Annotated in this window: 19 protein-coding genes; all 19 read right to left on the reverse strand. The window is 39.3% G+C overall.

Annotated features, from left to right (window positions below; all coding sequences use genetic code 11):
- Positions 1-19 precede the first annotated feature (19 nt).
- A complete protein-coding gene (locus ACEQ81_RS16010) occupies positions 20-994 on the reverse strand; it encodes an MBL fold metallo-hydrolase (RefSeq protein WP_411031921.1) in 975 nt (324 codons plus the stop codon).
- 125 nt (positions 995-1,119) lie between these two features.
- Positions 1,120-1,614, reverse strand: coding sequence for a VOC family protein (locus tag ACEQ81_RS16015; protein ID WP_411031922.1), 495 nt, complete (start codon positions 1,612-1,614; stop codon positions 1,120-1,122).
- Positions 1,615-1,688: 74 nt separating this feature from the next.
- Positions 1,689-2,504, reverse strand: a complete 816-nt coding sequence (locus tag ACEQ81_RS16020; protein WP_411031923.1) for a DUF6597 domain-containing transcriptional factor — start codon at positions 2,502-2,504, stop codon at positions 1,689-1,691.
- Positions 2,505-2,595: 91 nt separating this feature from the next.
- Positions 2,596-3,306 (reverse strand): membrane or secreted protein, encoded by a 711-nt coding sequence (locus ACEQ81_RS16025; RefSeq protein ID WP_411031924.1) that lies wholly within the window; start codon positions 3,304-3,306, stop codon positions 2,596-2,598.
- A gap of 89 nt (positions 3,307-3,395) precedes the next feature.
- A complete protein-coding gene (locus tag ACEQ81_RS16030) occupies positions 3,396-3,689 on the reverse strand; it encodes a hypothetical protein (RefSeq protein ID WP_411031925.1) in 294 nt (97 codons plus the stop codon).
- A 118-nt stretch (positions 3,690-3,807) separates the two neighbouring features.
- Entirely contained in the window at positions 3,808-4,479 is a 672-nt protein-coding gene (locus ACEQ81_RS16035) for a hypothetical protein (RefSeq protein WP_411031926.1), read from the reverse strand.
- A 73-nt stretch (positions 4,480-4,552) separates the two neighbouring features.
- On the reverse strand, positions 4,553-5,248 hold the full coding sequence (locus ACEQ81_RS16040; RefSeq protein WP_411031927.1) for a hypothetical protein: 696 nt from the start codon (positions 5,246-5,248) through the stop codon (positions 4,553-4,555).
- Between the two features lie 245 nt (positions 5,249-5,493).
- The gene (locus ACEQ81_RS16045; RefSeq protein WP_411031928.1) at positions 5,494-5,934 is read right to left on the reverse strand and encodes a hypothetical protein; all 441 of its coding nucleotides are present in this window, start codon (positions 5,932-5,934) and stop codon (positions 5,494-5,496) included.
- Between the two features lie 76 nt (positions 5,935-6,010).
- The gene (locus ACEQ81_RS16050; protein WP_411031929.1) at positions 6,011-6,775 is read right to left on the reverse strand and encodes a creatininase family protein; all 765 of its coding nucleotides are present in this window, start codon (positions 6,773-6,775) and stop codon (positions 6,011-6,013) included.
- A gap of 222 nt (positions 6,776-6,997) precedes the next feature.
- Complete coding sequence (locus ACEQ81_RS16055) at positions 6,998-7,627, reverse strand: hypothetical protein (protein ID WP_411031930.1); 630 nt, start codon at positions 7,625-7,627, stop codon at positions 6,998-7,000.
- 188 nt (positions 7,628-7,815) lie between these two features.
- A complete protein-coding gene (locus tag ACEQ81_RS16060) occupies positions 7,816-8,301 on the reverse strand; it encodes a hypothetical protein (RefSeq protein WP_411031931.1) in 486 nt (161 codons plus the stop codon).
- A 259-nt stretch (positions 8,302-8,560) separates the two neighbouring features.
- Entirely contained in the window at positions 8,561-8,887 is a 327-nt protein-coding gene (locus ACEQ81_RS16065) for a cupin domain-containing protein (protein ID WP_411031932.1), read from the reverse strand.
- Positions 8,888-9,110: 223 nt separating this feature from the next.
- Positions 9,111-10,232 carry a protein kinase family protein gene (locus ACEQ81_RS16070; protein WP_411031933.1) on the reverse strand — a complete coding sequence of 374 codons (1,122 nt, stop codon included), beginning with the start codon at positions 10,230-10,232 and terminating at the stop codon, positions 9,111-9,113.
- A 211-nt stretch (positions 10,233-10,443) separates the two neighbouring features.
- On the reverse strand, positions 10,444-11,658 hold the full coding sequence (locus ACEQ81_RS16075) for an alpha/beta fold hydrolase (RefSeq protein WP_411031934.1): 1,215 nt from the start codon (positions 11,656-11,658) through the stop codon (positions 10,444-10,446).
- Positions 11,655-12,350 carry a DUF2490 domain-containing protein gene (locus tag ACEQ81_RS16080; protein ID WP_411031935.1) on the reverse strand — a complete coding sequence of 232 codons (696 nt, stop codon included), beginning with the start codon at positions 12,348-12,350 and terminating at the stop codon, positions 11,655-11,657. Before ACEQ81_RS16080 ends, ACEQ81_RS16075 begins: the two co-directional genes overlap by 4 nt.
- Positions 12,347-15,562, reverse strand: a complete 3,216-nt coding sequence (locus tag ACEQ81_RS16085; protein WP_411031936.1) for a VPS10 domain-containing protein — start codon at positions 15,560-15,562, stop codon at positions 12,347-12,349. Before ACEQ81_RS16085 ends, ACEQ81_RS16080 begins: the two co-directional genes overlap by 4 nt.
- Positions 15,563-15,664: 102 nt before the next feature.
- Positions 15,665-16,912, reverse strand: coding sequence for an amidohydrolase family protein (locus tag ACEQ81_RS16090; protein ID WP_411031937.1), 1,248 nt, complete (start codon positions 16,910-16,912; stop codon positions 15,665-15,667).
- A gap of 5 nt (positions 16,913-16,917) precedes the next feature.
- Positions 16,918-18,312 carry an amidohydrolase family protein gene (locus tag ACEQ81_RS16095; RefSeq protein WP_411031938.1) on the reverse strand — a complete coding sequence of 465 codons (1,395 nt, stop codon included), beginning with the start codon at positions 18,310-18,312 and terminating at the stop codon, positions 16,918-16,920.
- 10 nt (positions 18,313-18,322) lie between these two features.
- Positions 18,323-19,735 (reverse strand): amidohydrolase family protein, encoded by a 1,413-nt coding sequence (locus ACEQ81_RS16100; RefSeq protein ID WP_411031939.1) that lies wholly within the window; start codon positions 19,733-19,735, stop codon positions 18,323-18,325.
- Positions 19,736-19,822: the final 87 nt, after the last annotated feature.

The raw sequence follows: 19,822 nt of genomic DNA on the forward strand, positions 1-19,822 counted from the left end.
TAAACATTGTAGGCATTTGCTATAATTCAAAAACATCTTCAATCTTCCCAATTTTAAAGCCTTGCTGAATTACTGCCTCACTTTCTTTACTAGTTGGGTTTAGCAAAGGATTGGTATGGTTAAAATGAATAAAAACGACTTTACTTTTTTCTTGCCGGTTCAGGGCTTTAAATTTTTCAAGACTCTCAATAATAAAGGGATGTGGAATTTGACTGATATCCCTGTTATTTATTTCTTTTTCGTTATAAAAGGTAGCGTCTAAAAATGCGTAATCTACCTGCTTTATTTCATCAATAATATTTTTGTTCCATTTTTCCCATTTATCTATGTCGGGAATAAACAGCGCACTTTTATGGGGTCCTTTAATCTTATAACCTACAGTTTCGGAATACTCGTCCCTATGAGGCACCATTATGGGCGTTACTTCAATAGCTTCGGATAGTTGAACCGGTTTTTCATTTTCCAATTCATTTAGTATTACATTGCTTTTTGTTATCAGTTGACTCCAAGGCCCGTTGTTAGTTAGGAACTCCTTCATTCTGGGCATCACATAAACGGGTGTGTTTTTGGAATTCATTGCTTCTTTTCCTAAAAATTGCAATCCTGTATAATGTCCTATATGGGCATGGGTTAAGAAAATGCCATCTACCAACTCCCTATCACTTTTCCTTTCGGATTTCGTAAGCATTTTCATTTGTGTGGCGATATCTGGAGTAGCTTCAAACAGATAGGTTTTATTGGTTTGTCGATCAATTAGGCCCAATGAAATTACTTTTCGGGTATGATCCGGATTTTTAAAAAGTTCAATACAGCATTCTTTTTTACAACCTATTTGAGGAGACCCCGCGTCTTGTACGGTTCCAAGAATAACAATGGAAGTTTGGTATGGATTTAGCTCTGGGGGTGATTGTTGGTCCAAACCGTTGTCCGAAGATTTTTTTTCAGCGCAAGAAAGAATAAAAAATATAAAAAAGCAGCTAAAATATTTATTCATGTTGGCTCTAATTAATACCGACGTTCTGGCCTAAACTTTGTGTACTCCACCTGTCCACTGGCGGATTGGATTAGCAGGGCAGCACTGCTTTACAGCTATTATTGGGCCTTAGCTATTTCCGCCTTTTAATTTGGGGAATGAAGACCAATTTTATTTCCTTCCGAATCAAGAAATATCGCAAAGTACCCACTTTCATCGGCGTGAAGTGTTTTTGGAACCATAATTTTCCCGCCGTTTTCCTCTATCTTATCAAGTATAACCTGAAGATCGTTTCCACCATTTAGATATATGGTGACGCCATCAGCTGAGGGTTTATACCCTTCTCCTTTGATTATAACTCCCGTAACTATTTCTCCTTCGTATGGGAATATTCCCATTTGCATTTCGGGCATATCCACTTTCTCAATGGTGATGTTCAAAATTGTTTGATAAAAATCGACTGCTCGTGAAATTTCAGTAGCTGGAATTTCAAATATTGAAATATGACTTTTCATTTCGTTTGTTATTTGTTTTACGTTTGAGTCAACCGCCGTAGTTTCGGTTTTAGACTTGTTTTGGTCCTTGCAAGCAAAGATGGTAATGGAAAGTACTGTAAGTAAACATAGTATGGCTCTGTTCATGCTAATCTATTTAAATGGGCTCCCAAATTTAAATTACTTGAGAAGACCGAAATTGTAAAAATGCGACACCTTGTCTATCTGTAAAAGAGCGTAGAAAGGGCCATATTTTCATTTCCTAAGAAATCCTTCGGGTTAACCCCGGTAAATTCCTTAAAGTCTTTAATAAAATGCGATTGGTCAAAATAGTCACTTTCATACGCAACATGGGTTAGACTTTCTGCCTTTTCACTAAGTAACATTTTTAGGGCTGTTTGCAATCGGATTACCTTACCTAATTGCTTTGGACTAACCCCGATTTGTTTGATGAAATTTCTTTCGAGTTGTCTCCTTTTTGACAAATCTTCGTTAAGAATGGTGTTTATCGAAGCACTTCCGTTCGTTGCCTGTAGTACGTCAATGGTCATTTTTACGATTTTGTCAATGGTTCTTGTATCATTTAACTCACCTAAAAGAAAGTGTTCAATGATTTCTATTCGCTGTTTTGTAGTTGTTGCTTGGATTATGTTTTGTTCTAATTCTTTAGCCGCATTTGGTTCGAAGAGTAGTTCTATTGGCGTTTCTTTGTTTGCCAAGTTTTTAATGGGTATGGAAACGAAATTGGCAAAACCATAGGGATAAAAGCTAACTGCAAATGTATTGACATAGCCCGTAGGTTCTATGTAGAAAGGCTCAATGGTCTGTCCGAGAACCATTGCCCGGGGTTGCAAGATAAATTCATCTTGGGAAGAATATCGCTTTATATCGTCTCCGAGTATAAAAGCCATTTCAATGCAACCATCAGGTATAATCCGTTGTCTTTGCGCATTATTTTCTGCTGGCACTTCTAAAGTCCAATAACAGTTTACGACAGCTTCTAAATCTGAATGTGGTCGAAAAGTTTGATAATCCATCAATAGTTCTTTTTTTCAGAGTAACGCACAACGATTAATATATGAAAAATTGTGAATTTTAAGGGATTTACTTTTTGGTTTACAAGAGACCCTATTTTCTGATACTCCATATTTCATGGATCGGGTCTCCCTTGCTGGACAGGCCGGTGTGGTGCCATTTACCATCTACCAGACTGTAATTAAACTCCAAACTAGCGCCTACTCTGGCATCATCCCGTGAAAAGAATTCTATGTTCTCGGTATATTTTTCATCAATTGTGGTATAGGTTCCTCCGCCCGTTCCCATAAATTGCTTTGTCTCCGTATTATAAGCGATCCATTGAAAACGAGTTCCCGACAAAATTTTCATCGTTTTTCTGGGTCTGGTCGTATCCCTTAATTGTGTTTCACCATCCCTAATTCTACCGGACATTAACCATGCACCTTGTAGCTTACCGGGCGTTCCACTATCAATTCGTTTAAACTGCGTTTCATTGCCAATAATGCTCATTATAGAGTCGGTAATAGCCACTTTAAAGCTAAACTCTTTACCCACATTTGCTGCATTATCGGTATGAAATTCTACTTTTTCCGTGACGGTGTCACCCTGTAATTTCCAGGTCCCGCCATTGCAATGGATAAATTTACCCGTTACGGCATGGTAGGTTGTGAGTACTTGATACCCATCGGAAAAAATCACCACATCTTTAAGTTTCTCCCCATTTTCGGAAGTATGATAGCTTTCCCAGGCTCCAAGTAAACTTTGGGCATTTATTCCAATTGAAAAGAGCATAAAAACGAGCACTACAATTATTTTTTTCATGACCTTATTTTAGTATCGGTGAGCATAATATTTAATGTATATATTCTTAAAAGCCATCCGGAAACAGTTGGATTGGTGGTCTTTTTAAATTAACTATCATCAGAATAATCGAACGAATCTTCGGATTGAACCCATTTTTTTGCAGCTAAAATCGAATTCTCCAATTCTTCAATTGGTAACCGAATAATTCTGTTGTCATCATAGATCTCAAACTGAATTGAACCTTTTTTAGCACATATAAATCTGCATAACGGATAAAGCCCTACATCTACTTCCTTCCCTTTCTTATTGGCTGCTAGCATCTCTAGTTGTGTTCCAAAATTTATTTCGGATGTAGTTTGATTAATAATCCTGTCAAGATTAACTATTTCTTTTTTATGCATTTTTCGATTAGATTAAGTATCTGCAAGAGAATCGTTCATTTTTCTTGTCAATGGTCTTGTGTTTGCTGAGTGACCGGCTATTGCCCGGGATGATCGTAATATGCATTGTTATGAGTGCTTATTCTTTGGATTTTTTGGATTCTATCAATTTCTTAATTTTTGAAAGAGACTCCTTTATTCGCTTGGTTTCACTTTTGTCGTACATCAGGTCAATTTTTCGTGTCATTGTTTCGAAATTTGCTGAAGGGTAGAGTTCAATAAGTCTGGTAAAGTACTTATCAATACCAACCGCCAGTAATTCCTTTCCTTCTTCCGAAAACGCATTTTCGTTCTTTATCTCGACCAAATAGATATTGAAGTTGTTAATCAACGTACTAATATTAGAGTTAAGATTTTTTTTCACACGAGCCGAATTTGGATCATCTGAGCTAGCAATAATGTTGTCATTTCCAAGTTTAAAATATCTTAACTGAAGACCAAGTCCAAATTGCCATACTTTTAGCAGTTCTCGGTCATACAAATATTTATCCTGAACGTCCCGAGCTTGATACACTTCATGCATATCTTTCCATTGTTTAAAGAACTCATCCGCAACTCCATTTCTATGTTTTAGTCCTAGTTCCTTGTCATTTAAAACCACTTCATAGTTTTGATGATCCGTAAGTTTTTCAACAATTATTCGGGTTTTAGGATCGTCTAGTGAAGGCAGTTTTTCATCATCATCATAACCATAGTTTAGCTCTAAAGTTACTTCTCTATAGTCATTTACGTCCCAGAATCTTTTTTCCAAGGGGAATTTATGTTTTTCAGTCTGACAGCCTAACATTGTAATACCAAGGAGGATTAGAGCTACTGTTTTGAGTTCATTCATTTAATATAACTTTTGGTTTTTCAAATTCTAAAAGCAAATTTAGCAAACTATCGATATCTCTTTCATATTTTTTTTGTTCACTAAAAACGTAGCTATGAAAAGTGTCATAGTCATATTTGCTCTGAAACTTTCTTTCTTGCCGCCATGAGCTACTTATAATTTTACTTACTTCATTTTTGCTTGAACTTTTTAAATCGACTATTTTCTTTTTTGCTTTTCGGGCAAATAGTTCGGTGATTTTAAAATGATAAATTTCATGACTCAGTAATTCTTTGCTATTCGAATGTGAATTGTAGACAAAGGATCTTGAGGGATGAAATAAAGCTTTGACACTAACGGAATCATCGTCAATTTCGGTTTCTATGGTGGTTACCACATATGCGAAACGTTCATTTCCATAAAGGGATTTCTTGAAAAACTCAAGGCCCCTGAAATTTTCAAATGTTATTTGATCCACCCTATCATAAGTAATCGGACTTTCATAGTTTAAAAAGTTAATTCGGGTCAGAATTGCAAAAGTGACTACCAAGGGGATAAGGGTCAGAAAACTATACTTTAAGATTCTTTTGAACTTTTTAAGAGGTACTTTATTACCCCTTTTACTCTCCTTAATGACGATTACTAATTGATAGAAGATTGGGGAAAAGTAAAGCCCTAAAATTAAAATAACAACGAGAGTATCATTCATTAGTAAGAGTTGGTCTGTAATTGCCTATAAAGGCTTCGGCTATGGTTAGTATGAGAATTAAGAAGCGATTAATTTCCGATTAAGCACTTAGCCAAAACTTTTTATTTTGTTTTAATTTTTTAGTTTTTAAAGCCAAATCAAAAGATTTGGTGAACTTTATAAAAATACACTAAACTTTGGATTAAGAACCAAACCCCGAATTACGTATAGCCATTGTTGTAGCCAGTTTTATTTCACACAATTACTCAATCCAGATTAAAGGACATTGATTGTTTTCTTTCGTTTTGAAAAATCAAAAAACTGTCATCTTTTATAAACTCAATTCGTATTTCTTCTGGTTTAAAAGTCAATTCGCCAAACTGAATAGAGTCCAAAACGAATTGAGCAACATTTTTCATCTTTTTTTCTGCGTAGTCAGTTTCTTCAATTATTTTTTCAATGTCCGAAGAGTTTTTGATTACCACATTAATAAATTTTCGATTTTCGGTTATTTTTCCATCCGTCTTGGTTTCGGTTTGAGTTAATCCGATGCTAATCCATTCAGCACTTAACTTCTCTGCTAAATAAGTTTCGCCTTCGTTCATTTCAGATTGTTCAGAAGCGCAAGAGAAGGTTATTAGTCCGATTAAAAACAGAGTGATTAGTTTTATGTCCATTTCCTGTGTGTAGTTATACTTTTTTTCCATAGCGCATCGTTTTTTTAAGGTTGTCAATATCCACAGAGCCGTCACAATGAATTATAGCCAATGTTGTGTAGCGTTTTTATTCATAAAGGTCATTCGTATCTGCGTTTGAAATCTCCAAAAATAAGTCTCCCAATTTACTACAAATGGCGTTGAAAAATATTTCCCCTTTTTCTTTAGTTGAAGCTTTTGGATTTCCAACTCCAGTGTCTTCGCTTATTTTGCTCCAAGGTCTTTCGGTCCAAGCCCACCCGTCATTAAATGCTTTTATTTTATTCTTTTTTTCTTTTCCTGCGCCCCAGTCTTTTCTTGGAAGAACTAGTTCAGGTGCTAGATGAAGAATCAGACTTGTTTCCATTTCGTCAGCGTGGTCTCCTGGGGTATCAAAAAAATCATTTCGGTTAACAACCTTTACCCACTCCCCAACACATAAAAACATTTTTGGATATAATAGTCCAAGTTCTCTAATCATTGATTTCCAGTTATTTCCCCCATGGCTGTTCAAAATCATAAACTTTTGGATGCCTTGACGGTCTAATACCTCAATTATGTCTTTTAGGATAGCGAATTGAGTACTTGGGTTTAAATTCATATCCAAGTATATGTCGGGTTGTCCAGTATTAACTCCAAAAGGAATTGTTGGTAATATGATAACTTTAGCTCCTTTTTCCCAAGCAATTCTTCCAGCCTCTTCTGCTATTGCGGTTCCCTCAATTACATCAGTTGAGTAGGGCAAATGATAATTATGGGCTTCTGTTGCTCCCCACGGAAGAACGGCTAAATCAAATTTTTCATCCATTAAATGTTTCCAGTTTGTATCAGCCAGAACGTAAGGTCTTATCATTTGCATTTTGTTTTTCAAAATTCTACACAACGTATGGATATAGTCGTTAGTAACTATATTTCTATTTTGTCCATACCTCTAATGTAGTCAATTTCCCCTTTTTGAAAGTAGGGGTATCAAAAAAACGGTTCCGAATCTGCTATGCTATGGGTATTCTATATTGCGGATTTTCAGAAGTAGGCGAGAACAAGCAATTACTTATAGCCATTGTTACCATGCGTTTTATATTTTTTCAATTCGTTTCAACACTTTGTCAAGTCGTTTTATTTGCGACTCCTTTTCACATTCTGTCTTTCGTTCATTTATTATTTTTTGATAAATTTCTTTATTCTTCTCGTTTATCGATATAGTTGATTTCTCCATGTATTTAGGCAATTGTTTAACAGGACATTTCCACAGTTGGTCAGTCAACAAGTTCTCAACTTTGTCTTGAAACTCCGAATATTTATTGAGCTTTGTATATATTTCAACTCCTGCATCTACCGTTATTACAGAACCGTTATTTACAGTATTAGAAATCAGTTCTATTGATTCAAACAACTCCTTACTTTTTAAATCCGAAATTGTTGCTAGAGCTATCATTCCTCCCCAAACCAATCTATTGTTTTTACTTGATAATAATTCCAGAAATTCGACATAATAATTAGCAATCAAGTCAGGTTTTATATAGGCAGTTTCGTAAAGAGTTTTTATGCAATCAGCTTGAATTTTTTTATCCTTGTTTTTCAAATTCTTAACAAGTTCCTGAATTGCATTATTATCTACAGTTTTAGCAATTCCTTTAGCTAAAGCAATATTTGCGTCATTTCCTTTTTGTCCTAATGATGATGAAAGTTGGTTTATTACAGTCATAAGTTTCTTTGATTATCTCAATTCCAGGATGCCTTTTCTTCAATGCATGGTAACGGTCTCGTATAACCGTCAGTTACGGGTTTATATGCGTTAATATTCGGTTTAGCACAGGCTTTAGCAATTCCGAGTGGATTCGGACGTAGTCGAATCCGCCGTAATTGCGGTTATACATTGTTGGCAGCTGGTTTTTATTTTTTCTCATACAAAAATCTTTCTCCAGAATCTGGGTCGCCAATAAAATTCCAAATAATGATTCCGTCATTTTGTAAATATAAATCGTATGAAGTCGACATACCGTTTTCATACAGATTGCTTTTGTCAAAACGAATATTCAGAACCCATTTTTCTCCTTTAAAATCTTTTCCAATTTCCCACGTTCCGTTTGTATTTACGAAACGTTCTTTTGTTTGGTCAAATACATTTATGTAATTCGGCAAGTTTATTATTTCAAAAGTTCCGTTTTCCTTTAAATTCAATTCGATTTTTTTCTTTTCATATCCTTTCTCTTCGTTTAATTCGTAACTGAATTTATCCACTTCCCAAATTCCAATCATTTCAGACTGAGTTGGTTTTTCAGTCAGATTTTTAGTTGTAATTCCGTTTGCAGGACTTACATTAAAATATCTGCAACTTGTTAAAGTCAAAACAATAAGTAGGTAAAAAATTCTTTTCATTTCTGATTTTTTAATTCGTGTTCTGCTTTGGTCAACTTGCTGCCAACTTATTTATATAGGTGTATTTTACATCTATATACCCCAATTTCGAAATAAAATCGATGTATTTAGCAATTGTTTATATGAAATTTTAGCGGTTTGTGTATCCCGTGCCTTCCATTAGCGCTCAATGATTTCGGAACTAATTCTACAGACATTTACATTTTTTGGACATTGTCATTTCCAATTGGGTCAATAGAGTCTGTTTCGACCATTAACATTACGGTTTTTTTCGCGCCCTTGGCCTGTGTAACACACCTTTTGAGATAGTTGTACCTTGATTAGGATTTAGTTCAATTGTTTTATTTTCGAGGTCAATGTAAAGTTTGCCACTTAAAACAAAGAAAAATTCATCGTCATTGTCATGTTTATGCCAATGATATTCCCCTTCCACGATACCTATTCTTGCTACACTGTCATTTACCTTCGTCAAGGTTTGATTAAACCATTTCTCATTGCATTCTTCGACAATTTTTGGTACATCAATCACTTCTTGATGTTCAAATTTTATGTCCATTTCCTGTGTGTAGTTATACTTTTTTTCCATAGCGTATCGTTTTTTTAAGGTTGTCTAGGTTGTCTAGGTTGTCAATGTCCGGAAAGCCGAATTTTTATTCCCGATAGCTATTGGGATTGTTTTTAATTTATTCATTTTAAAGCCATCCGCCAGCGGGCGGATTGGCGGTCTTTGCAAATATGCACAAGTCTTTAAGTTTAACACTTATTAGCTATGTTTTATACACCGTGTTGGGTGCAGTTTTTATTTTTTCTTAAAACGGTAAATCGTCTTCTAGACTTGGGTCGTGTCTTTCGATTTTATCAAGTCGTTGCCACAAATTGTTTAAAATCACTTTTTGTCTTTCTTTTGATGAAGAAATTAAGAATTTCGAAAAATCATAAACAGTATCAACTTTTATTTCTCTGTTTTTCCAATATCTAAAATTACCTTTTATGAAGCATCTTGCAAGTCTATTTTGGTTTTGAATGTTATCTTCTAAAATAGAATTCCTATGAACTTCCTGAACTTCTCTTATTATTTCTGGAATGTCAGTTATGTAATTAGCGTCAATATCAATATTACTAAAAACACTTTCTAATCCGTCTGCGAAATTTTGATACGTTTTCTTTTCGTCTTTTGTGAATGTTATTTCACTAGTCAATTCAGAAATCATTTTTCTATTTAGGTTGAAAAAGGAAGGTGTTCTTTTGAGATAATCTATATTGACCATAACTTTCAATAAGTCTTTGTATCTGAAATTTTGAAAGTCATTTTCTTTTATAATCTCTTCGAAAAGTTTTCCTAGAAAATATAATTCTGTTCTAAAATCATACTTTTTTTCTTGAAAATCATTAGGTGGAGAATATCGCCAATTCAAAGAAATACTTTTGTCAAAGTCTGATTCAAAATCTATTTTTTTACTGAATCCAAAATCTATTATTTTGACAATTCCTTCTTTGGAAATAAGAATATTATCAGGACGAATATCTCTATGAAGAATATTCGATTTTTCTAAATGAACAAATCCATTAATCGTTTGCCTAAAAGTATCATTTAATTTATCAGGATTATCTTTTAAGAAATTGGAAATGTTTTGTCCTTTAATGAATTCCATTAGAATATATCCAGTATGTTCTTCTGGATATAGGTAGTAATTAAAAACTCGGACAATATTTTTGTGATTTAGAAGATGAAGTAGTTTAATTTCATCTTTGAAATTGTTGAAGAATAATTTTTTGTGTTCTTCATAATAAGGCGAGTATTTTTTACAAACAAAGCGTTCGTTAATTATTTCATCTTCAAGAAGTACAGTTCTTCCAGTTCCACCTTGTCCAATTTCTTCTATGAACTTAAAGTCTTTACTTCTTATGAATTGAATAATCTTACCTTTCATTGTTTTTGTTCAAATTGCACCCAACTTGTTTATATAGATGTAAAATACATCTATATACCCCAATTTCGGAATAAAATCGATGTATTTGGCAATTGTTTATGTGAACTTTTCAATTATCCACAGACGTTCTAAAAAACCGATCTATTTTATACACACAAACCGTTTGGGAAAACCAAAAGGTTTACCCTTAAAAAGAAAGTAGTGGAAGGGCTTATTCTATAAGCTTGGTAATCACTTGGGTTTCGCTATGTAGTGTTCTATGTACGGGGCATTTGTCGGCGATTTGCATAATGCGTTGCCGTTGTTTTTCGTCCAGATCCCCGGTCAGTTTTATCTCCCTATTAAAGGTATCTATTTTTGCACTGGGCAGTTCGCAGGCCTCACAATCGGCCGCATGGTCTTTACCATAAGACGTATGCACCTCTACATTGTCTACGGGCCAGCCTTTGCGTTTGGCATACATCTGTATGGTCATTGCCGTACAGGCAGACAAACCCGCAGATACCAACTCATAGGGCGACGGACCAAAATCGTTACCGCCAACCTCTAGGGGTTCGTCCGCAAGCACATAGTGGTTCCCAATTTTCATTTGGGTGGTAAAACCATCATCACCGTCCAGACTTGCAGCTACTTGGTGTTTGCTGCGTAGGTTGGAGATTTCTGGGATATCCACATACCGTTGTGCCCAACCTGCAATAACCTTACCCACGTATTGGGAATCCCTTTTATCGCTCAATAGATGATCGGCATTGTCCAAGGAAACAAAGCTTTTGGGGTGGTGCGCCGCCAGGTAAATCTCTTCCGCATTTTTTATGCCTACGGTATCGTCCTGGGGCGAATGCATAATCAACAATGGCAAACGCAACCCTTTGGCCACCTGGGGAAGCGATTGGGTCTCCAGATCGTCCAAGAATTGTTTTTTTATGGTAAAATCCCTCCCGCTTAAGTTTACAACGGCCTTGCCGCTGGTCTGTATCTCTTCGATACCACTCCTCAACAAATGCTTAACATGCTCGGGGTTGGAGGGGGCACCAATGGTGGCCACTGCCTTTATGGAAGGTATTTCGGCAGCTGCAAAGATAGCCGCTGCCCCTCCCAACGAATGCCCTATAATGAGCGTGGGAGCCTCATAATTTTCCTTTAAATGATTTGCCGCCGCTACCAAATCGCCCACATTACCGGAGAAATTGGTATCTGCAAAATCGCCTTCGCTCTCGCCCAGTCCGGTAAAGTCGAAACGCAATACCCCAAAGCCATTGGCGGTCAGTGCCTTACCGATATTTTTAATGGCCAGCAAATTTTTATTGCAGGTAAAGCAGTGCGCAAAAATTGCATAATTATGGGGATGTCTGTCGGCAGGTAGCTCTAATCTACCTACTAACTTTTGCCCATCCTGGTTTTCAAAGGTTATTTTTTGGAGGTTCATAACTGATTTTTTTCATTCCTTTTCCTTAAGTCGGGATTATAGAAAATTCCTATCTGTATGCGATCAAAATTGGTAGCGCTGAAATGGTTTTTCAGATACCCCAACTGTAGGCTGGTCTTGGAATTAAGATGAAACCCTACGGCCCCGTACAACCTGTTTTGTCCAAATACGGAATCTTGCAGGTTTAGGAATACCTCGTCGTAGAAATTAAGGAACATAGCCTCGGTAAGGGGCAAGGTCAGCTGAAGCCTATACCGGGCCCTATGCTGGGTATCGTTGGTAGATAGGTCCTTGTTCTCTATAAATCGCTGTTCTAACCGATAGCGATGTTCAAATTTGAACTTTCCCACCTGATTTTTTAGAATGAACTGTTGAAAGATGCGATGTTCCTTAAGGTTGTCGGTTGTAGACGCACCATCGCTAAATGTAGGATCGGTATCTATATAACCATACCCAAAAGTGGCTATGGCCGATGGACTAAGATGATAATTGAGCCCCGTTCTTAACAATAACTGGTTAAAATTGGACAGGGTCTCGTAATATCTAAACTGCGCTTCGGTATGTATGCTCAGCTTTTCCGATATCTTATTGGTGCCAAAATACATATACCAGGCCCCAAATTTGTCTTCCCCGTTCTCTTGGGCCATTAAAAGGTATGGAAATAGCAGTATGGTAAGAAGTAGTTTTTTCATTTTATCTGAAACTGTTTTATGTCTTTGAAACGCGATATATTGAGGCCACTAATGGTATCTCTATAGGGGGTCCAATGTTCATTAAAAAAAGTATTGGTCTTTTTCAGCGCACTTTCCAGTTCTTCTTTGGCAAAGCGTACCAATCTTTTTTCGGTTTCCGTTATGGGCGATTTTCTGCTGCTAACGTACTCATCGGCCTCATTAATTCTTTTCATTACGGTAATCTCCGGATTGCGCACAATGCCCTGTCGCTTATCTTCCTTACCGAGGTAGAGTGCAATTACAGAGTCTATTTGCTTTACCATATCCGTGGAGGCCTTTATCTGGTCTTTGTATTTTTCCTTGTCCAGTTCCTTAAGTTCCTTTTGAAACTTATTGGTAACGTTTTTGCTTTCTACAAGTTGCTTCACCGCATCCGCCGCTATTTGGGTATATTCCTGTATGGTACCGCGTATGGTATACACCTCGTTGATGGCCTCTTGGGAAATATTGAGCCTAGGATCGGATTTTACCGTCACCTCGGTTTCATCGGTATGTTCGCCGTACTGTATTTTTACTTTATAGGTGCCCGGTCTTACTTTAGAGCCACCGGGTTCTTTTTTGCTTTTGTTTATTTTTCTGGAAGGTCTTTTCGGCCCTTTTTCGTCCATGTTCCAATACACCCTATGAAAACCTGCCTTCTTGGGCGTTTTGTGTTTTAATGTCCGGATGAGGTGGTCGCCGTCATAGAATTGAATGGTGATGGAATCTTTTTTATTTTCTTTTTTTTCTGCGGCCGACTTTTCATCTTCAGCGGCATCATCGGCCTGCTCTTTTTTGGTCTCTTTTTCGGGTTTGTCGTTCCCTTTTTTCAGGTAATAGGTAAGCATGGCCCCGGACTTTTTATTTTCCGCATTGTACAATGCATCCCCACCAAAACGCGAACCGGTAGGCTGTTGGTAGGCTGCTAAAAATGCAGTAGGGGGTGTAAACAATTTTATATCCTTTTCTAGGATCGAAACATCGGAAGCTATGGCCCTAAGGGGTCTAATATCGTCCAATACCCATGCCGCGCGACCAAAGGTACCTATGACAAGATCTTGCTCCCTGGGCTGTATCACCAAATCCTTTACGGAAACCGTGGGAAAGCCGTCGGTCCATTTTTGCCATTTAACCGCACCATCGAAGGAAATATATAATCCGTCGTCCGTACCAAGAAACAAGAGGTTGGGGTTTTCAAGGTCCTGCACAATAGAGAGCGTATAGCTCTTTACATCCCCAGCATCTACGATGCGTTCCCAGGTCTTACCATAATTTTTGGTCCTGTAGGCATAAGGTTGGTAATTAAACCTTCGGTAATCATTGGCGATCAACAGCGCTTCGCCCTTGTTTTTGTTGGAGGCCTTTATTTGAGCGATCCAGCTGCCTTTTGGCAATCCTTTTATATTTTCGGTAACTTCTGTCCAGTCTGTGCCGCCATTTTGGGTGTAATGCACACGTCCGTCATCGCTACCTGCCCAAAGCATATTTTTTTCTACAGGGGAAGGTTCCACTACCAAAATGGTACAGTGGTTTTCCGCACCGGTAGCATCCAACGTTAGGCCACCGCTTTCGCTTTGTTTTTGTTTTTCGGGATCGTTGGTGGTGAGGTCTGGCGAAATTACTTCCCACGTCAATCCCTTATCGGTGCTTTTATGTACAAACTGACTACCAAAATAAACGGTACTATTGTTAAAGGGGTCCTGACCAATACCCGCATTCCAGTTGAAACGTAGTTTTGTTTTGGCATCGGGTGGGGTAGGGCGTACGGTGTAATTGTTACCGGTTTTCCAATCGTATCGAGACACATAACCCTGCTGGCTCATGGCATAGCCATATTGCGAATCATCTAGATCGGGTACTACATCAAATCCGTCCCCAAATTCTATTTCCTGCCAATAGCTATTACGGATTCCCTGGGCACGCCACACATAAGCTGGCCCTCTCCAAGAGCCGTTATCTTGCATTCCGCCATAAACATTGTACGGGTATTCATTATCTATATTGATATGATAAAACTGGGCTACCGGCAAGTTTCCGATAAAACGCCAAGATTTTCCACCATCTTTGGTAATATTCAATCCGCCATCGTTGCCATCGATCATAAACTGACCGTTTTCCGGGTGAATCCACCATGCATGATGATCGGGATGCACACCGTTATTTACCTGATAGGCAGGCATAAGTTGTTTAAAATTCTTTCCACCGTCCTCTGAAACGTTCACGTAGGTAAAAACCGAGTATACCCGATTTTCGTTCTGTGGATCTACGTAGATTTCCGAATAATAGAAAGGTCGGTTACCGATATCTTTTTTATCGTTTACCTTTTTCCATTTAAAGCCGCCGTCCTCGGATTTGTAAAGGGCATTCTTTTTGGCCTCTATGAGTGCATAGATGGTGTTGGGCCTGTTTTTGGCAATGGCCACCCCAATACGGCCCAATTCGCCTTTTGGCAAGCCATCTTCATCCGAGAGTTTTTTCCAATTTTTGCCCCCATCATGCGTAATATGCAGTCCGCTTCCTTTTCCTCCGGAATTAAAGAACCAAGGGTCTCTTTTATGTTCCCATAGTGCGGCTATCAACTTATTCGGATTGGTGGGGTCCATGATTAGATCGGCAACCCCGGTTTTGTTATTTACGAATAGGATTTTTTCCCAAGTATCGCCACCATCGGTGGTTTTAAAAACACCGCGCTCGGGGTGTTCGCCCCAAGGAGAACCGATTGCCCCTACATAAACCGTGTTTGGGTCGGTAGGGTCGATAACAATTCTATGGATATGTCGGGTCTTTTCCAAGCCCATGGCTTTCCAGCTCTTACCGCCGTCCAAAGATCGGTATACCCCAAAACCTCCGTTTAAACTGTTCCTGGGATTTCCTTCCCCGGTACCCACCCAAATTACGGATGGATTGGATTGCTGAATGGCTACAGCGCCTATGGATGCGGTAACTTCTTTTTCAAAAATGGGTTTCCAGGTGATACCGCCCGAGGTAGATTTCCACAATCCGCCCGATGCCGTACCCACGTACATAATATCGGTATTGGAATGTACCACGTCTATTGCGGTAACCCTACCGCTCATACCGCCCGGACCTATATTCCGAGGCTTCAGATCTTGAACAAGATCCATTTTAAATTCTTGTGATGATAGGGGAATAGATGCGCATAGCGCCAACAGGATGAGAGCTTTTTTCATTCGTTTCAGATGGTTAATTAGTCGGCTAAATATACCAAAAACTTAAAGGAGAATTCTTAAAGCGATGTTAAGGATTTTCATCTAAACGGAGCGTGTTTCGGATCATTCATTTTTATAGATTGCACCGTCTTTCATCACAAAATTTACTGTTCTAAGCGCCCCAATGTCCTTGATGGGGTCGCCTTTTACGGCGATGATATCCGCTAAATTGCCCTGTTTTATATTTCCCAATCGATTTAAGTGAAAAACACGGGCATTTAAGGATGTTGCGGAACGTAGCGCATCTATAGTGGACATTCCGTAATCTACCATCATTTCCAACTCCCTTACATTATCACCATGCGAAAAAACACCCACATCACCGCCGAACACAATATCTACACCTGCCTGCAGTGCTAGTTTAAAGGAAGCTCTTTTTTGGGTGATTCCCTCGGGTTCTTTTTCGGTTCCCTTTTTCCACCCTCGGTATTGTGCTACGGCATCACTGGCCGCCAGGGTAGGGCAGAAGGCAACACCTTTTTCTTTCATAAGTTTAAAAACTTCCAAGGTACCGTCATCCCCATGTTCTATGGTTTCGGCACCTCCCAAAACCGCCCTGCGCATACCTTCGGGGGTACTTGCATGGGCTACAATGTACCTTCCTGCGCTTTTGGCCGTTTTGGACATCATGGTAATTTCGTCCAATAAAAAAGTGGGTTGTGAAGACTCACCGTTTCTCCAGCTGTAATCGGCATATATTTTTATAAAGTCGGCACCATTGCCCAATTGCCTTCGAACCGTCTCAATGACCTTATCTCCACTGGCCGGTTCCGCTCCCAAGGGCACAGTAACCCCGTCGTGAAATCCTCTTGGCCCATACGCTCCCGTGGCAACTATGGCCGGACCGGCAACCAGTAACCGGGGACCCGGAACAATACCTTCATCGATCATCTTTTTTAAATGGACGTCCGTATAACCGGCACCTTCCGAACCAAGATCGCGCATAGTGGTTACACCGGCCATCAACGATTTTTCGGCATAGACCACGCCTCTTATGGCGCGCTCCACGGGCGACTCCTTCAATACCTGATCGTTCCATGAGGTTTCATTATACGGATGCAAAAGAAGGTGCGAATGTCCTTCGATTAAACCTGGCATTAATGTAGACTCCGAAAGTCTTATAATTTCTGCCCCTTCCGGAATGGTTAACCCGTTGGACGGCCCTGCATAGACTATGGTATTTTCACTTACCATAACGGACCAGTTGGTATGTGTCTGCTGGCCGTCAAATACGGCTTTGGGTACCAAAACGGTTTGTCCATGTACCCAAACCACGGCTAGGCAAAAACATAGAAAGGTAATTTTTTTCATAATCATTAATTTTTGGAAGCGTTCTCGGCTATGGAGGCCAATTTTTCATCTATAGTTTCCCTAGACAACCATGTTCCCATTATCATGACACCCGAAATTTCCTTAAGAGCGTTAATATCTTCCATGGGATTGGCATTTATCAGTACCATATCCGCGGATAAACCTTCTTTAATGGATCCGTAAGCGTTTTCCATACCAAAATACAGCGCAGGATTTATGGTCCCCGATCTAATGATCTGTAAGGGTGTCAGCCCAGCTTGGAGCATACCTTGCATTTCGTGATGAATGGAAAAGCCAGGTACATTGAACAATTGCGGGGCATCTGACCCCAACAACATACCATGGCCGTTTTCATAGAGTTTCTTTATCAACGACCTTCTAATGTTTATAAATTGCTGCCATTGCGCTTCGTTAAAACCAGAATCGGCCCCCGTAGAATTGGTCTTTATCCGTTTCCAATTCTCCAAAGTGGTTTTGGGCATGTATTTCATTTCGGGTTGGGCCAGTAATTCTTCTGCGCCTATGGGAGCAAACCATCTTTCGAACAGACTTTGGGTGGGTACGATCCAGACTTTATTGTCTTTGGACAATTGCACCAGTTCGTCCATTTTGGACAGATCGGCCAAAGGCGTAAAATTATATCCAAAAAAGCCATTATCGTTTGGATCCACATTCGCCGAAGTCGGTACCATACCTTCCAAGAAGCCGTCTACATGGTCTATGGAAGCAAATTTACTTTCCAGCGCATGTCTGATACCTACATCAACAGGTACGTGCCCTGCTAAGGTTATACCCACCTCGTTGGCCGTACGTACAATTTCGTTGAACACCTCTAATTGAATACCGGGATGGATCTTTAAAAAGTCGTACCCATCTTTTTGGTAGGCGGTTACCTTGGTGGTGGCTTGCTCTACGGAGGTAACGGAATTGCCGTTTAAGGAAGGGCTAGAGGTGTATATCCTTGGGCTAAGCACTTCGCCTTTTTTTGCTTTTTCGCGCAATGTAAGATGCGAAGGATCTCCGAGCATACCCCTTATGGTGGTTATGCCGTTGGAAAGGTAAAGAAATAAGGTTTCCTCCAAACGTTCCGTTGAAGTGGATGGCGGTGGAATGTGGGCATGCATCTCGGCAAGTCCGGGAATAACGTATTTTCCTTTACCATCGATCTGGGTCGCAAAGCCATCAGCATTTTCAACGGTTTCTAGAATACCTTTTATTTTTCCCGAGTCGATAATAATTTGACGGTTTTCCAGAATACTACCGTTATCAACATCCACAATATTTACATCGGTTATCAAGATGGCATCCTTACCGGTTTCCGGTGGTGTAGCGGTCTTATTCTGTGCCCTGTTGCAGGCCGTAAGGGCCATGGCGATCATGAGGAAAACTATTTTTTTCATATCCATATTTTTAATTGGTTATAGAAGTATTTAAAAGATTGGCAAGTGCCTGTTTGGAATACACTTTGTTGCCCTTAAGTACAGAAAATATACGTTGCGTATTGGTGATATCCTCCAGTGGATTGCCTTCTAAGAAAACAAGGTCGGCAATTTTACCTACCGCTATAGTACCATAATCAGCGTCCTTTCCAAGAAATAGGGCCCCATTGTAAGCTGAGGTTCGGAGCACTTGCAAGGGCGACATGCCCGTCTTTGCCATGGCTTCCATTTCCTTGTGCAATGAAATGCCCGGATACGTATAGGAGTTAAAGGCCCCACTGTCCGATCCTGCCAGGAGCAATACCCCGGCATCATTGAGAGATTTTGTTAGTTGGCCAAAAAAGGTATCTAGGGCCTTTCGGTCTTTTCTGGCTTGGTCATCGGCTTTCATGGCTCTTTGTATTCTACCGTCATAGGTTTTTATGATACCATGGCCCATGTATTGAAGATAGGCATCCTTGGTATGGTCTACTTCGTCCAAATAGCTCAACGTTTCCCCAATATGCAGTGTAGGCACTACAAAGACATTTTTTTGCTTTAGGTTAGCGAAGGTTTGTTGGGCGGTACTGTCTTGGTAACTAGCCAGCAACGCGGGCATAGCCTGCCAAAAACCCATTTCTTTTGAAGCCAGTTTAGCGGTGATTTCCTTTTCGCGATTGGAACAACCCTTCATAACGTAGTACAAATGCTCTATGGCATCCAATCCAGCATCTAGGGTATGGTCTAGTTCTACGGTAAACGGCATATGCCCGGAGGTAATCAATTTCCTTTCTTCGGCCTGTCTTATCGTTTCCAAATATGCCTCTCCCGATATTTTACTGTCGTACAATTTAACAAAGTCGGTTCCCAACGCTTGCAAGGAATCCAAGGCCATGGCAATGTCATCATTGTTTTCCACCGCTAAGGAGCCTGCCCAAGTAGGTTCCGGACCATCGATCTTAGGCCCCGAGGTAAAAATGGTAGGGCCAATAAGTTTTCCCTCGGCAACGTGGGTCTTCCAATCCAATACGGACAATGTTAGGTCCCCCCCGGCGTCGCGCACGGTAGTAATTCCATTGGCAATGAAAAGGTTTAGGAAATTTTTATTCGCATTAATTAAGCTATCACCGCCTCTAAAGTGTACATGGTTATCCCAAAACCCTGGCAAAACATATGTTTCCGAAGCATCTACGGTTTCCTTCGCCTTATAATCCATGATATTGGGTGCGTCCGTGATTTTTTTTATCCTTCCCTCGGCAATGAAAATCGACTGCTGGGTAATTTGCCCTGTAACAAGGTCTACAGTGTTGGCATTTAGTATGGCAAGGTCGAACGTCTCTTTTTCTTCCTCTATACAACCCAAAATGACAAGGGACAAGATTAGTATGGACAACAAGTTTTTCATTATGCTATATTGATAGGATACCGTAATGTATTAATTATTCATGATAATTTAATACGCCACCGTTTAATTTGATGTAATCTATTTTCA

Source organism: Spongiimicrobium sp. 3-5, from assembly GCF_046557915.1.
Taxonomy (GTDB): Bacteria; Bacteroidota; Bacteroidia; order Flavobacteriales; family Flavobacteriaceae; genus JBHEBG01.